At 73.2% G+C, this 14,490-nt stretch carries 9 protein-coding genes; 3 read left to right on the top strand and 6 right to left on the bottom strand.

Features of this window, described 5'->3' with window-relative positions:
• Positions 1 to 112: 112 nt before the first annotated feature.
• Positions 113 to 1,264 (top strand): peptidase C39 family protein, encoded by a 1,152-nt coding sequence (locus tag OH804_RS20030; RefSeq protein WP_231392557.1) that lies wholly within the window; start codon positions 113 to 115, stop codon positions 1,262 to 1,264.
• Here the strand turns inward: OH804_RS20030 and OH804_RS20035 are convergent, their stop codons facing one another.
• Together OH804_RS20035 and OH804_RS20040 are read right to left on the bottom strand one after the other, a co-directional pair.
• Complete coding sequence (locus tag OH804_RS20035) at positions 1,265 to 2,548, bottom strand: PQQ-binding-like beta-propeller repeat protein (protein ID WP_196921707.1); 1,284 nt, start codon at positions 2,546 to 2,548, stop codon at positions 1,265 to 1,267.
• Positions 2,545 to 3,825, bottom strand: coding sequence for a PQQ-binding-like beta-propeller repeat protein (locus OH804_RS20040; protein ID WP_406058784.1), 1,281 nt, complete (start codon positions 3,823 to 3,825; stop codon positions 2,545 to 2,547). Before OH804_RS20040 ends, OH804_RS20035 begins: the two co-directional genes overlap by 4 nt.
• Before the next feature lie 126 nt (positions 3,826 to 3,951).
• On the opposite strand from OH804_RS20040, the gene OH804_RS20045 reads away from it, so the two are divergent.
• A complete protein-coding gene (locus tag OH804_RS20045; RefSeq protein ID WP_406066603.1) occupies positions 3,952 to 5,844 on the top strand; it encodes a hypothetical protein in 1,893 nt (630 codons plus the stop codon).
• 24 nt (positions 5,845 to 5,868) lie between these two features.
• On the opposite strand, the gene OH804_RS20050 is transcribed toward OH804_RS20045, so the two are convergent.
• Entirely contained in the window at positions 5,869 to 7,665 is a 1,797-nt protein-coding gene (locus OH804_RS20050) for a hypothetical protein (RefSeq protein ID WP_406058786.1), read from the bottom strand.
• A complete protein-coding gene (locus OH804_RS20055; protein ID WP_406066605.1) occupies positions 7,665 to 9,422 on the bottom strand; it encodes a hypothetical protein in 1,758 nt (585 codons plus the stop codon). The genes OH804_RS20050 and OH804_RS20055 overlap by 1 nt, the downstream gene beginning before the upstream one ends.
• A gap of 376 nt (positions 9,423 to 9,798) precedes the next feature.
• Between OH804_RS20055 and OH804_RS20060 the strand changes: the two genes are divergently transcribed.
• The gene (locus OH804_RS20060; RefSeq protein WP_406058788.1) at positions 9,799 to 10,992 is read left to right on the top strand and encodes a hypothetical protein; all 1,194 of its coding nucleotides are present in this window, start codon (positions 9,799 to 9,801) and stop codon (positions 10,990 to 10,992) included.
• 201 nt (positions 10,993 to 11,193) lie between these two features.
• Here the strand turns inward: OH804_RS20060 and dxs are convergent, their stop codons facing one another.
• Together dxs and OH804_RS20070 are read right to left on the bottom strand one after the other, a co-directional pair.
• Positions 11,194 to 13,140 carry a 1-deoxy-D-xylulose-5-phosphate synthase gene (gene dxs / locus OH804_RS20065; RefSeq protein WP_196921703.1) on the bottom strand — a complete coding sequence of 649 codons (1,947 nt, stop codon included), beginning with the start codon at positions 13,138 to 13,140 and terminating at the stop codon, positions 11,194 to 11,196.
• Positions 13,141 to 13,265: 125 nt separating this feature from the next.
• Entirely contained in the window at positions 13,266 to 14,483 is a 1,218-nt protein-coding gene (locus OH804_RS20070; protein WP_196924824.1) for a class I SAM-dependent RNA methyltransferase, read from the bottom strand.
• Positions 14,484 to 14,490 lie beyond the last annotated feature (7 nt).

Raw genomic sequence — 14,490 nt, forward strand, 5'->3', positions numbered from 1 at the left:
CCTAGTGCCGGCCGGCAACCATCGTCCCTCGCCGTCCGCGCCGGCCGGCGTTGCGGGCCACCACGGCGTACGCGATGCTGGCCGGCGGCACCGAGCGACGGACGGACCTGGCATGACCACTGCGGCACCACCCACCCGACGGGACATCGCCTACCGGGGTTTCCACCTGCCGGCCGACACGGCCAGCGGCAGCGGCGACGGCCTGCGCGCCAGCGGTCGAGGGCTCGCCCTCGACGGCGTCGCCTCGCGGGGCACCTGGACGTCGCCGCCGGTACCGGTCGGCTTCGCCGTCGCCGAGGTGGTGCCGTCCTGGACGGCGGACACCCCGGACGGCTGCTGGATCGAGGTCGACCTGCGCGGCTGGCACGACGACGCGCCCAGCACCGACTGGTACCGGCTGGCCCGCTGGGCCGCCGGCGACCACACGGTACGACGCACCTCGCTCCCCGGACAGCGCGACGGTGCCGCCCGGGTCGACACCGACACCCTGATCATGACCGGAGCGACGGTCACCGGTTGGCAGGCGCGAGTGACCTTGTGCCGGCCCGCCGGCAGCCCCACCGGCCCGGTGCTGCGCAGCATCGGCGCGGTCGCCACCGGGCCCACGACCCCCGACCACTGGTACGCGCAGGAGCCCACCTCGTCCGCCGCCTGGGGCCGGGTGCTGGACGTGCCCCGCTACTCGCAGCGGCTGCACGCCGGCCAGTATCCGCAGTGGGGTGGTGGCGGCGACTCCTGGTGCAGCCCCACCTGCACCTCGATGGTGCTCGCCTACTGGGGCGCCGGGCCGACCCCGGACCGCTACGCCTGGGTGGAGCCGTCCGGCCCGCGTCCGGTGGTGGTGCACGCCGCCCGACACTGCTACGACCACGCGTACGCCGGGGCCGGCAACTGGCCGTTCAACACCGCGTACGCCGGTCTGCACGGGGTGAACGCGTTCGTCACCCGACTGCGGTCGCTGGCCGAGGCGGAGGCGTTCGTCGCCGCCGGCATCCCCCTGATCGTCTCCGCCGCGTTCCGCGCCGACGAGGTGCCGGGGCTCGGGTACGACACCGGAGGGCACCTGATGGTGCTGGTCGGCTTCACCGCCGACGGCGACCCGGTGCTCAACGACCCGTACGCCTCGGACGACGACGCGGTCCGTCGTACCGTGCCCCGGCGGGGTTTCGAGGCGGTCTGGCAGCGCGGCAGCGGCGGGGTGGCGTACGTGTTGCGACACGACTCGGTGCCGCTGCCCCCGCCGCCCGCCCAGGCCAACTGGTGATCAGTCGGCCAGTTTCCAGAGCTGGTAGGAGCCGGCCGCGGCGGCGCTGCACACCAGGTAACCGGTGATCGCCTGACACTCCCCGGTGGCATCGGGCAGCACGTCCACAATGCGCACCTTTCCGGCGGCGATGTCCAACTCGCTGACGAGCATCCCTCCGTCGGGATGCCGTCGTATGCCGACCAGCCGACCGCCGACATCGAGTTGGTACAGCTCCCACTTGCCCAGGTCGGCCAACTGCCGGCCGGTCAGCGCATCGATCACGACGTACTGCTCCATCGGACCGAAGCCGCTGATGTTGGCCATCAGCCGGCCTCCGTACGGCCAGCCCCACAGCCAGCGGTCACTGCGCCAGCGCACGTCGCCGGTCGCGGGGTCGAGCGCCTGTAGCTCGTTGCCGCCGGTGCGCAGACACACGATGGGCCCACAGTCGAGCGCGAACTCGATCGGGCCGCTCGCGCGTGTCCAACGCCGATCCAGCCGGTCCAACCCGTACGCGTTGATCGTGCCCGAGCCTCTGTCGATGGCCAGCAGCAGGTCGTCGATCAGATCGATCCCGAGCCGCGCCCCGCCGGGTGGGCGCATGTCGGCGTGGGCCAGCGCCGCGCCGGTGGTGGCGTCGCGTACCTCGACCATCCCGTTCTCCTGGTTGAGCACCAGCCGGTCCACCCCGTGCCCGGTGTCCCGGACGCTGACCTCGGCGGTGGTGGGAGGTAGCTGCCAGCGCACGGTCCCGCAGCACGGATCGACAGCGCGCAGATTGGACGGCAGGGTCTCGCCACCGCTCCGCAGCAGCAGGTTGCCGTCGGCCAGCCTGGAGACGCTGCCCGGCTGCTGCCACCGGTACGCCCCGGTCGCCCGGTCCAGGGCGACGGTGAGTATGTCCCGACCCTCCGGGCCGATCTCGAACCCGGTGGCCAGCAGCATGCCGCCCAGCGGCTTCATTCCCCAGTAGCGGGCCTCCGCCGACAGCGGCGCCTGCCAGACCAGCTCGCCGCCGGGCAGCCGGTACGCGGACAGCCGCCCCTGCCGGGTCGAGGTGTTGACCGGCTCCATGACCAGCAGAAGGTCACCGTCGACCATGATGTCGGACCCGCGTTGGGCCTGCAGTGTCACAGGGGTTCGCCGGGGTGGCGACACCGCGGCGGCGGCGAGCGTGACGAGTGCGAGCAGCAGGACCAGCGCGCAGCGCAGCGGGCGACCGTGGCCGCGGGGCGGGCGGGGCATCGGGTCCGGGTCCGAGTCGTGCCGTAGCTCGCCGAGGTCGATCACCGAGTCGCTCACCGCGTCAACCTCCACAGCGCTGTCGTGCCGTCGAGACGCTGGCACAGCAGGACCGGCAGGGACGCCTGGCAACTGCCGGCGATGCCCGGCAGCACGTCGACGATCCGCGATCGGCCGGCCACCAGATCGAGTTCGGCGACGACCATCCCACCGCCGTCGCCCCGCCGCACACCGACAAGCGGATCGTCCGGTCCGAGCACCGGCAGCAGGACCCACGCACCCAACTCGATGCGCACCTGTCCGGTTGCCGCGTCCCGCACCGTGTATCCCCGACCGGGACTGGCCATGAGCAACCGACCGGACCGGACGTCGGCCAGGTTGTCCTGGCCCGCTTCCGACCACCGCACCGCGCCGGTGACCGGGTCGAGCACCTGGAGGCCGCCGGTCTGTGGCACCGCGCAGAGCAGACCACCGCAGGCGAGCACATGCGACACCAGCGTCACCTCGGCCGTCCACCGTGGCTCCAACTGGGCCAGCCCGAAGGCCACCAGCCGGGTGCTGCCGGGCGGAACGAGCAGCAGCAGGTCGTCCACGACCTGCACCCGCTGGTACGCCGACCGGTCACCGGGCAGCGTGTCGACGCTGCGCAGCAGGTCGCCGGTGCCGGCGTCGTGCACCTGCACCTCGCCGGTCGGTTGCAGGAGCACGAACCGGTCGACCTGGCCCTCGGAATCGAGATGGGAGGTGGGATTGGCGGCCGGCGGGATCGGCACCGACCAGAGCACCCGGCCGGTGTCGGGCTCGACCCCGCTGATCGTGCCGGACCCGTCCTCCCGGACGTCGGTCAGCAGCAGGCCGCCGCCGACGGTCGGTTGCAGAGCACCCGGATGCTGCCAGCGTTGCCGGCCCGTGGCGCCGTCGAAGGCGGTGGTCTGGAACAACCGGTTCGGGGCGTTGACCGCCATCGCCAGCACCAACCCCCGTTCGGCCCGGACGTCGAGGTAGTCACCGGTGCGGGCCAGCGACGCCTGCCACCGCCGCCGCGCACCGGCGCCGACCGGTGCGGGCTGGGCGTACGCGGTGAGGTACCGGTCGCCGTCGGGTGCCGGCGGGTCGACCACGAAGACGCCGTCCCCGGCCAGGTACGCCGTGGACCTCCGCGACGCCGGCACCTCGCTCACCGTTCGCTGCGGTGGCGGCGTGGCGCCGGCCAGCACCACCAGGCTGAGGACCAGCACCGCCCCGCTGCGCAGCGGGCGACCGGCGGCGCGGGGGCGCCGAACCGCAGGCGCCGACGCGGGCTCGTCCCGGATCTCGCCCAGCTCGATGATCGACAACGACCGTCCTTCCGTCACCAGTAAGGCTGGCCGACGGGTCGCCATCCGGCAAACCGACCGCGAGCGCACCGGGCCGGCAAAAGCGACGGAACCCCGCCTGTACGATGGCGCGTCGTGGCTGTGCCGGTGGTAGACCCTTCGCTGAATTCCCTGACCGACGCCGACCCGGCCGAGGCCGAGTCGACACGGCGGCCTCGACGCCGTCCGGCCCGAGCCGACCTGTTGGCCCTCGGAGCCTATGTGCTGCTGGGCGTCTTCGTCTGCCTCAACTACTGGGGTGACGTCACCGGCCGGGTCTCCTCGCACCTGCCCACCGATCACAGCTGGTTCGAGTGGCTGTTCGCGCACGGCGCGTACTCGGTGCGGCACCTGGAGAACCCGCTGTTCACGGCCCGTCAGAACGCCCCGGACGGGGTGAACATGATGGCCAACACCTCGCTGCTCGGGGTGACCCTGCCGCTGGCCCCGCTGACCATGCTGCTCGGCCCCCAGGTGATGTACGCGCTCTACCTGGGCGCGGCGCTGGCGGCCACCGCCGGCACCGGGTACTGGATGCTCTCCCGCCACCTGGTGCGCTCCCGGGCGGCGGCGTTCGTCGGTGGCGCGTTCCTCGGCTTCGCGCCGGGAATCATCCACCACGCCAACGGCCAACCGAACTTCGTGTCCAACTTCCTGCTCCCGCTGATCGTGGTGCGGGTGCTGAGCCTGGGTGAGCCGGGCCGGTGGCGACGCAACGGGCTCGTGCTCGGTGCGCTGGTGGCGTACCAGATCTTCATCAACGAGGAGATGTTGCTGCTCACCGCGCTGGCCTGCCTGGTCATCGTGCTGGCATACGCGGTGCAGCGGCCGCGCGCCACCCGGGCCGCCGCCGGCACGTTCCTGGCCGGGCTCGGCGTCGCGGGCGGGCTGGCCCTGGTGCTCACCGCGTATCCGATCTGGTTCCAGTTCAACGGCCCGCAGTCCTACCGGGGTCTGCAGGGTGGTGTGTTCCACAACTGGGGCGAGGATCTGGTCGCCTTCGTCACCTTCGCCCGGGACACCTGGGCCGGTGACCCGGCGGTGGAGAAGACGATCGGCCTGACCGAGCAGAACACCTGGTTCGGTTGGCCGCTGGTGCTGCTCTCGGTGGTGGCTCTGGTGCTGCTCGTACGCCGCTCGCTGGCCACCCGGATCGTCGCGGTGCTCATCGTGGTGTTCAGCGTGGCCGCGATCGGGCCGTGGGTGCGGTTCAACGGCGTGGAGACCGGTGTACGGGGCCCGTGGTCGTACGTGTCGGACGACCTGCCGCTCGTCGAGATGATGATGCCGACCCGGTTGACGCTTGTGGTCGCCGCCGCGGTGGGCGTACTGCTCGCGTTGACCTGGGAAGCCGCGCACCGCCAGGGGCGCCCGGTGGCAGACCCGCCGCGGGTGCCGGCCCAGCGCACCGCCGAAGCGACCCCGGCCACGTCCGCCGAGCGGGCCGAGCCCGCCGCGCCGGCCGCGGCGCGCCGTCGGTGGCTGCGTCCGGTGGGGTACGCGGCGGTCGCCCTCGCCGTGCTGCCGCTCTTCCCGCGGCCGCTGCCCGCCCAGCAGATCGACCCGCCGCCGCACTTCATCAGCGCGGGCGGCTGGCGGCCGTACGTGCCGGCGGGTCGGACCCTGGTGCCGGTGCCGATCCCGAGCAACGTGCACGGTCTGCCGACGCTGCGGTGGAGTGCGCTGACCGGGCAGGAGTTCCCCGTGCCGGGCGGTTACTTCATCGGGCCGAACGAGCTGGGTGAGGGGGTCTTCGGTGCGCCGAACCGACCGACCAGCTCCCTCATCTACTCCACCATGGACAGCGGCACGGTTCCGGCGCTCAGCGACGACGACCGTCGTCAGGCCGTCGAGGACCTGCGGTTCTGGCGGGCGTCGGTGGTGGTGCTCGGGGCGCACCCCCGCGAGGCGGTGCTCCGTGAGCTGGTCACCGCCCTGATCGGGCCACCGCAGCGGGTCGACGACGTCTGGGTCTGGGACGTCCGCACCCTGGTGGGCTAGTCGAGGACCGGGCCATCGGTCGGCTCAGCCGACCCGGTCCCGGACGTCCCACAACCATCCGCCGTCGACCGGTCGGCCCGGTCCGATCAGGTCGTCGACGGTGCGGCGGACCGGGTCACCGTGCTCCAGCTGGCCGAGTACGACCACCGCGGCCCGCCAGTGCCGCAGGTCCTCGACGGCCTGACGACGGTCGTCGTCGCTGAGCACCGGCACCGCGCCGGTCTCGGCCACCTGCCGCAGCAGCACCGACGTGGGCCGGTCCGGCGCACCCCAGCGGGCCGCCGGGTCGTCCGGGCCGCTGGGGCCGATGAAGTAACCGCCCGGCGCGGAGAACCCCAGGCCGGTACGGGCGGACCAGAGCATCACCGGGCTACGCGCGGCACCGGTGACCGGGGGCACCGCGACCACCGTCCGGCCGGGCGGCACCAGCGGACGCCAGCCGCCGGCGGCGACGAACGCCGGCACCGGCGCGACCGGCACCACGCGGATCGGCGTCGGCGTCAGGGGCAGCAGCGCGGCGGCGACCGCGCCGGCCCACAGCAGCCGCACCGGTGGGCCCGCCGCCACGTTCGGCCCGCGGGCGGCCCGGACCCGGTCCACTGACAGCGCCACCAGCACGCCCAGCACCGGTACGCAGACCAGCGCGAACCGGGCCGGCACAGCGAGGTCGAGCAGCGGTACCCCGGCGACCAGCCGGTACGGTCCCGGAATGCCTGTGGCTTCACCGTCCACCCGCAGTTCGCCGCCGAGCGAGAGCACTGCGAAGACCACGCCGCAGGCGGCCAGTGCCCGGACCATGGGTCGTCGCCACTGCCAGATCACGATCACCACGGCGAGCACCAGCAGACCCGGGCCGAAGAACGAGTTCTCCTCGGTCGGGTTGGGCGAGAGCAACCCCGGCAGCCAGTCGTCACCCAGCACGGTCTGCCGGGCCGACGCGGTGAACGAGGCGACGTCCAGCTGAAAACCCTGCGTGGCGAACGCCATCCCGGAGTAGTGCTGCGGGCCGTGGAACTGGAACCACAGCGGATACGCCAGCGGCACCGCCGCCACCCCGGCCGCCACCGCGAGCCGGCCGAACAGGGCCGGCGCGAGCCGCCGCGCGGCCACCCGGTCGGCGAGCGCGTAACCCAGCGCGAAGACTCCGGCCGCGAGCGCCAGGAAGACCAGCACCTCCTCGCCGATGAAGACCTGCCAGACGAGCAGCAGTCCCAATCCGACGCCGGGGCGCCACACGCCGTGCCGAGTCGTGTCCGAGGCGGGCCGGAACACCAGGGCGAGGATCGCGGGCACCAGGAACTGGGCGGCGATGTGCAGATGGGCGCCCGCCTGAGCGATCATGCCCGGGGCGAAGCCACAGATCAGCCCACCCACCGCGGCTGCGGTCCGGGTGCCGACCAGCCGGCGGCGCAGCAGCACGTACCAGGCGACGGCGGTCCCGGCGAGGCAGCAGACGACCGCCACGCAGAACGCCACCTGCGAGCCGAAGAGCACTGTGACAGGGGTCAGCGGGACACCCAGGCCGAGCACCGAGGTGTTCGCCATCAGGTTGACCCCGTCGGGCGCGTTCAACCCGGTGCCGAGGAGCGGGTTCTCCCCCTCGACCACGGCATGCGCGGCGTGGGCCAGCATCCACTCGAAGAGGATCTGGTCACCCGCCTGGTGGAAGAGCCGCCACGGGCGACCCCACTGCCCGCTGGTCACCATCACGGCGAGGCCCAGATAGCCGGCCACCACCAGCGCGTCCCGCAGCCAGGCCGGACGGGAGGTGCCGACCGTCGCCGGGGACGAGGTGTTCGGGGACGTTGTCCCGGTGGTCATCAGACCGAACGGTCGGTGAGCGCCCGGACGTCCCAGACCCAGACATCCAACTCCTGGCGGCCCGGGCCGACCAGCTCCTCGACCGTACGTCGCAGCGGCTCGGCGTTCTGCTGCCGCACCGGCAGGACCAGGATCGCCGCCCGCCAGTGCCGCAGCTCGTCGGTGAAGCGCCGACGCTGCCGGTCGTCGAGCTTGGGCGTACGGCCGGTGGTCGCCACCTCCTCCAGCATCTGACCCACCCCGCTGGGACGACCGCCGAACCGGCCCGCGTCGCCGGTGTTGCCGTTACGGGGTGCGAGGAAGTAACCGCCGGGGATCTTGAAGTCGAGGTTGGTAGCCGCCGCCCAGCGCATGCCGTGCGTGTTGCCCATGCTGGGCACCGGGATCGGCACCAGCGTCTGGTCCGGTCCGACGTACGCCCGCCACCGGTCCGCCGTGATGAAGTCCGGCACCGGCGGCCGGGAGACCATCCGCAGCGGCATCGGTGCGATCGGCAGCAGCGCGAAGGCCAGGCCCGCCGCGGTGAGCACGCGGACGGTGCGGCGGTCGGCCGGGCGGAGCGCCCAGGCCCGCTCGACGGCGAGCGCCAGCAGCAGACCGACCACCACGCTGGTGATCAGCCCGAACCGGGTCGGCACCACCGCGTCCAGCAGCGGCAGGTGCACCAACCACTGCCACGGCCCGGTGATCAGCTCGCGGTCCCACCAGGAGACCCGCTCGCCGAGGGAGAGCACGGCGAAGAACACGCCGGTCACCGCGAGCGCGCGGACGATCAACTCCCGGCGCAGCCAGACCACGATGCCGATGGCCAGCATCGACAGGCTCCAACCGAAGAAGGCGTTCTCCTCCGAGTAGTTCGGCGCCAGGTTGATGTTGGCGCGCTGGTTGCCGCCGAGGGTGGGCGAGCCGGGGGCGAAAAACGCGGCGATGTCGTTGCCGTAGTCCTGCACCGCGTCGCTGAGCCCGTGGTAGGCCATCGGCCCGGCGAACTGCACGTAGAGCGGGTACGCCAGCAGCGCCCCGGCCAGCAGCGCGCAGGTCGCCACGCCGACGCCCAGGGGTCGCCACGCCGCCCGCCACCGGGCCGGCTCCTGGGCGAGCACCGCCAGCAGGAAGACGCCGCACGCCAGCGCCGTGAAGAGCAGGATCTCCTCGTTGATGAACGCCTGCGCGGCGACCAGCAGGGCGAGCAGGGCCCCGTCCCGAACCGGTCTTCCGGACCGGGTGAGCACCAGCACCCGCCACACGATGAACGGCAGCAGGAACTGGCTGATGATGTTCGGATGCCAGCTGGCGTGCGAGAGCATCGCTGGCGAGAACCCGCAGAACCAGCCGCCGACCGCCGCCGCGAGCGGGGTACGCACCAGGTGGCGGGAGAGCATGAGGTACCAGGCCATGGCGGTGCCGGCGAGACCGAGCGTGACCAGCACCACGAAGGAGACCGCCGGCCCGAAGAGCAGCGTCACCGGGACCATCGGGATACCCAGCGCCAGCACGGCCGTGTTGGCCATCAGGTTGACGCCGTCCGGGTAGTTGAACTGCTCGGTGTAGAACGGGTACTCGCCGTGCAGCACCACTCGTACCGAGTGGGCGAGGAAGAACTGCACCTGCGCCGGGTCTCCGGTGTAGAGCGAGGCCACCCGGCCGGACGGGTCCAGCCAGATCCGGCTGGTCACCCAGAGCGCGGCGAGCAGGAACAGCCCGCCCACCGCCAGGTGCTGCCGACGCCGGGTCCACCGACGCCACCGCGACGGCACCGCGCTCTCCGCCGGCGCCTCGGGCTCGGCCGGTGCCGCGCTCTCCGTTGGCACCTCAGGCTCGGCCGGCGCCTCGGGCTCGGCTGGTTCCGTGGTGGGGGCGGTCAGCGCGGGCGGGCCGGCGAAGAGGCCGACCGGTGTGCGGTAGCTCACCAGCTCGGCGGAGTCGGCTGCCGCCTCCGTGTGCGGCGCGGGCAGGGCGCGGGACTCGGCAGGCGTCACAGTCGGCGGAGTCTACCGGAGCAACCAAAACGCCCTAAACCCCCGGTGGCGTCCACTGTGGTGGGTCGGGCGCCGGCCAACTGAGGTGGCGCACCGGACATCTCGTACTATGGCGCTTTCCGACAGCGACGCGAGGCGATCGGGGGCGGGCCAGGTGACTCCAGGCCGTCGGTACGGCAGGGCGCTTCCCGTCCTGCTGAGCGCGCTGCTGGCCGCCACGGCCTGCGGTCCGGTAGCCGAGCGGAAGCCGCAGGACCTCCGGGTCGGGTACGACAGCCTGGACGGCACTCTCGCCGTGTGGCCGCCCCGCGGCGACCTCTCCGGGGACGCCACGGCGACGGCGGCGGTCACCGCGGCGGTCCGCAACTGGCGGTCGCCGGCCGACGACCGCGCGCACCTGCCCTCGTCCGGCATCCTCTTCTCCGGTCGGGTCGACGGCGCCCCGATGGCGCTGGTGGCCGCCGACGTGCCCGGCGAGAGCGCGTCCTGGCTGCTGCAACTGACGCGCGAGGGTGACCGGTACGCGGTGACCCGCGCCACCGAGTACACCGACCCGGGTTACCTCGTCTACTCCGACGTGCTGCCGGTGCAGACGGCCGGCGGCCGGCGCTACCTGGTCTCGGCCCGGGTGCAGACCCTCCTCGGGCCGCAGGACCGGACGCTCGCCATCGCGGACGGCCTCAGCGCACCGGTCGACGTGCCGTCCTGCACTGCCGTCGGGGTGACCGCGACCCTGCGAACCACTGAGTCGCTGCCCCGGGGGCGGGCCGCCGACCGGCTACTCGACCTGGGCACCGGCACCGTCGATCCGCGCTACCCGCTGGTTCGCGACGAGTCCGGCACGGGCCGGCGGGCGCTCACCGGCCTGGACACCTGCGTGCTGGCCGGCGATCGGGGGCCGTTCGGCAGCATTCCACGCCGGATCGGGGACCGGGACGCCCCACGCTCGGTGCCGACGTCCTGGCCGATGGCGAAGCTCACCGTGCGCTCGCTCGGCGAGGTCGCCCTCGGCGGCGGCGAGCCGGCCGAGTTGCAGCAGCTCAGCTGGGACACCGACGCCGGCGCGATGACCGCGGTGATCTATCGACCGGCCGACGGGAGTGCGCCCGTGGTCTCACCCGCCGACCGGGCCACCCCGTTGCAGGCGTACCAACTGCCGGTGCCCGGTCAGCCGCTGGTGGTGCTGAGCTGGCGGGCCACCCGGGACAGCTCCCTGTCCGTCCCACCGGGAACTCCCGTGCTTGTCGAACGGCCCGGCCTGGCGGTCGTCCCCACCCCGTCCCGTTCCCAGACCTACAGCCTCGCCAACACCGACAAGACCCACTACCGCTCGATCTCCCCCCGCTAACCCCCGGGCAGCGCGCTCCCCACCCACCCCCTGCCCGCGCGATCTTGCACTTTCTGCGCCGACAAATCGGGGCTCAAGGCGCATCACGCCGACCGAAAGTGCAAGATCGGCGGGGCAGAGCGGGGCAGAGCGGGGCGGGGCATTGGGCAGGGATACACGACGGCGGGCGCCCCGAGGGACGCCCGCCGTCGTTCGTTCTCGTTAGTTCTGCGCTGCCGCGTCGCTGGCGGTGAGGCGATCCGGAGTGGCGTCCAGGCCGGAGATCCAACCGGTGACGTTGCGGGCCACGTCCTGAGCGGTCAGGCCCAGGTCGGCGAGGATCTGCGCGCGGGTGCCGTGCGGGTGCCAGTCGGCCGGCACACCCAGGTCCTTGAGCGGCACCCGGACGTCGGCGTCACGCATCGCCTGGGCGAGCGCGTCGCCCACCCCGCCGACCCGGACGCCGTCCTCGACGCTGACCACGAGCCGGTGGCGGGCGGCCAGGTCGACCAGCTCCGCCGGGACCGGACGCACCCAGCGCGGGTCGACGACGGTGACCCCGTAGCCCTGCTCGGCGACCCGGGCGGCCACCTCCATGCCCAACTGGCCGAAGGAGCCGACCGCGACGAGCAGCACGTCGGTACGGGCGGACTCGGCCAGCACGTCGACAGTGCCGACCCGGCGCAGCGCCGGCAGGTCCGCGGCGACCGCACCGGTCGGGAACCGCACCACGGTCGGGCCGTTGTCGACGGCAACCGCCTCGCGCAGCTCCTCCCGGAGGGTGGCGGCGTCGCGGGGAGCGGCGATCCGCAGCCCCGGCACCACCCCGAAGACCGACATGTCCCAGATGCCGTAGTGGCTCGGCCCGTCCGGGCCGGTGATGCCCGCCCGGTCCAGCACGAAGGTCACCGGCAGCTTGTGCATCGCCACGTCCAGCAGGACCTGGTCGAAGGCGCGGTTGAGGAAGGTGGCGTAGACCGCGACCACCGGGTGCAGGCCACCGAGCGCCAACCCGGCCGCCGAGGTGGCAGCGTGCTGCTCGGCGATGCCCACGTCGTACACCCGCTCGGGGTACTTGCGGGCGAGCTTGGCGATGCCGGTCGGCTCGGCCATCGCGGCCGTGATGCCCACCACGTCCGGGCGCTCGTCGGCGATGGCCAGCAGCTCGTCGGCGAAGACGTGCGTCCACTTCACCGACGGGGCGGCCAGCAGCGCGCCGGTCTCCACGTCGAAGGCGCTGCCGGGGCCGTGCAGGCAGTCCGCCTCGTCCTCCTCGGCGGGACGGTAGCCGTAGCCCTTGCGGGTGACCGCGTGCACGATGACCGGGCCGCCGAAGTTCTTCGCCGCGCGCAGCGCCGCCTCGACCGCCGTCACGTCGTGCCCGTCCACCGGGCCCACGTACTTGATGCCGAGGTCCTCGAACATGGCCTGCGGGGCGACCGCGTCCTTGATGCCCTTCTTGACCGCGTGCAGCACCTCGTACATCGGCTTGCCGACCAGCGGCGTGGAGCCGAGGGCGTCCTTGACGGTGTCGAGGACCTTCTCGTAGCCGGGGTTGAGCCGCAGCGAGGAGAGGTGGTCCGCCAGGCCACCGATGGTGGGCGAGTAGGAACGGCCGTTGTCGTTGACCACGATCACCAACGAGTTGCCGGCGGTGGCGATGTTGTTCAGCGCCTCCCAGCACATGCCGCCGGTCAGCGCGCCGTCGCCGACCACGGCCACGACGCTGCGCGCCTCACCCCGGAGGGCGTACGCCTTGGCGAGGCCGTCGGCGTAGGACAGCGCGGTGGAGGCGTGCGAGTTCTCGATGAGGTCGTGCTCGCTCTCCGCCTGGCTGGGGTAGCCGGAGAGGCCACCGCGCTGGCGGAGCTTGTCGAAGCCGGCCTGACGTCCGGTGATGATCTTGTGTACGTACGCCTGGTGGCCGGTGTCGAACAGGAGTCGGTCCCGGGGGGAGTCGAAGACGCGATGCATGGCGAGCGTCAGCTCGACCACACCGAGGTTGGGTCCGACGTGCCCGCCGGTGCGGGAGACCTTGGTGATCAGGAAGTCCCGGATCTCGGCGGCGAGGACGTCCAGTTCCTCGCCGGACATCCGCTTGACGTCCTGCGGACCGCGAACCGTCCCCAGCAGCCGGCCGTGGTTGGCCGTGTCCTCTTCAACGCTCATGACCGGAGAGTCTATCGGCCGCCCGGTACTCCGCAGCCCGGCCCGAGCCCCGCCCACCCGGGGTGGGCGGGGAGTCGGCAGCTGAGTAGCCGGTCAGGCGCCGACAAACGCGGACGCGCGGTGTTCTACCTCTCCGGCGGAAGCAGCAGCCCGACCTGCTCGACGTGCTGCGTCATCGGGAAGAGGTCGAAGCCCCGGAGCGCCGCCAACCGCCAACCGAGGTCGGCGAAGGTCCGCACGTCCCGGGCGAAGGCGGCCGGGTCACAGGCCACGTACGCGACCGCCCGCGGGCCGGCGGCGGCCAGCGCGCGCACCACCGGGGCGCCGGCCCCGGAGCGCGGTGGGTCGAGCACCACCACGTCGACCGGGCCGGTGATCCGTCGGCGGGCCAGCGCGGTCTCCACCCGGGCCGACACCACCTCGACGCGGGGCAGGTCGGCGAGGTTCTCCCGGGCGGCGGCGACACCCTGCGCCGCCGCTTCGACAACTGTCACCCGCCCTGTCGCGCCGACCCGTGCGGCCAGCCCGGCGGCGAACAGCCCAGCGCCGCCGTAGAGGTCCCAGGCAATCTCACCCGGCTGCGGGTCCAGCAACTCCAGCACCGCCGCGGAGAGGGCGTCCGCCGCGGCCGGGTGCACCTGCCAGAACGCGGACGCCGGCAGCGCCCAGTCCCGTCCGGCGGCGACCTCGCGGACCTCGGCCGGGCCACTGACCGGGGTGGGCACCCCGTCGCGGATCTCCGTGACGGTCACGTCCCCGCCGGTGCTGGCGACGGTCTCCACCGCCTCGGCGGCCGGCCAGCGCGCACCGGTCGGGGTGAGCACCGGCAGCTGCTGGATGGCCGGGTGGGCGATCCGGCAGCGGTCGATCGGCACCACCTCGTGCGAGCGGTGCTTGAGCAGGCCGGCCCGGTCCGCGGCGTCGACCGCGTAACGGACCCGGGATCGCCAGCCGAGCAGCCCACCGGGCAGCGCCTCGACACCGACGCCGAGCCGGTCCAGCTCGACGTCGGTCAGCCCGCCGAGGCGGACCAACTGCTCGCGGACCACTGCGGTCTTCCAGGCCAGCTGCGCGGCCGGGGCGACGTGCTGGAGGTCGCAGCCTCCGCAGGCACCCGGCTTCGCGTACGGGCAGGGTGGCTCGACCCGGTCCGGTGAGGGCTCCAGCACGGTCACCGCGTCGGCCCGGACGAACCCCCGGTGCACCTCGGTGACCTCGGCGATGACCCGTTCACCGGGCAGGGCGTGCCGGACGAAGACCACCTGCCCGTCCACCCGGGCCACGCAGTGCCCGCCGGGGGCGACCGCGTCGACGGTCAGCTCGACCCGGTCCGCCTCGGCCAGGCCCCGC

The sequence above is a fragment of the Micromonospora sp. NBC_00860 genome (assembly GCF_045207375.1).
GTDB classification, from domain to species: domain Bacteria; phylum Actinomycetota; class Actinomycetes; order Mycobacteriales; family Micromonosporaceae; genus Micromonospora; species Micromonospora vinacea.

Bases quoted from the DNA above. Each gene is read 5' to 3' on its own strand.
- OH804_RS20030 (WP_231392557.1), top strand. From the start codon at position 113: ATGACCACTGCGGCACCACCCACCCGACGGGACATCGCCTACCGGGGT.
- OH804_RS20050 (WP_406058786.1), bottom strand. From the start codon at position 7,665: ATGACCACCGGGACAACGTCCCCGAACACCTCGTCCCCGGCGACGGTC.
- dxs (WP_196921703.1), bottom strand. From the start codon at position 13,140: ATGAGCGTTGAAGAGGACACGGCCAACCACGGCCGGCTGCTGGGGACG.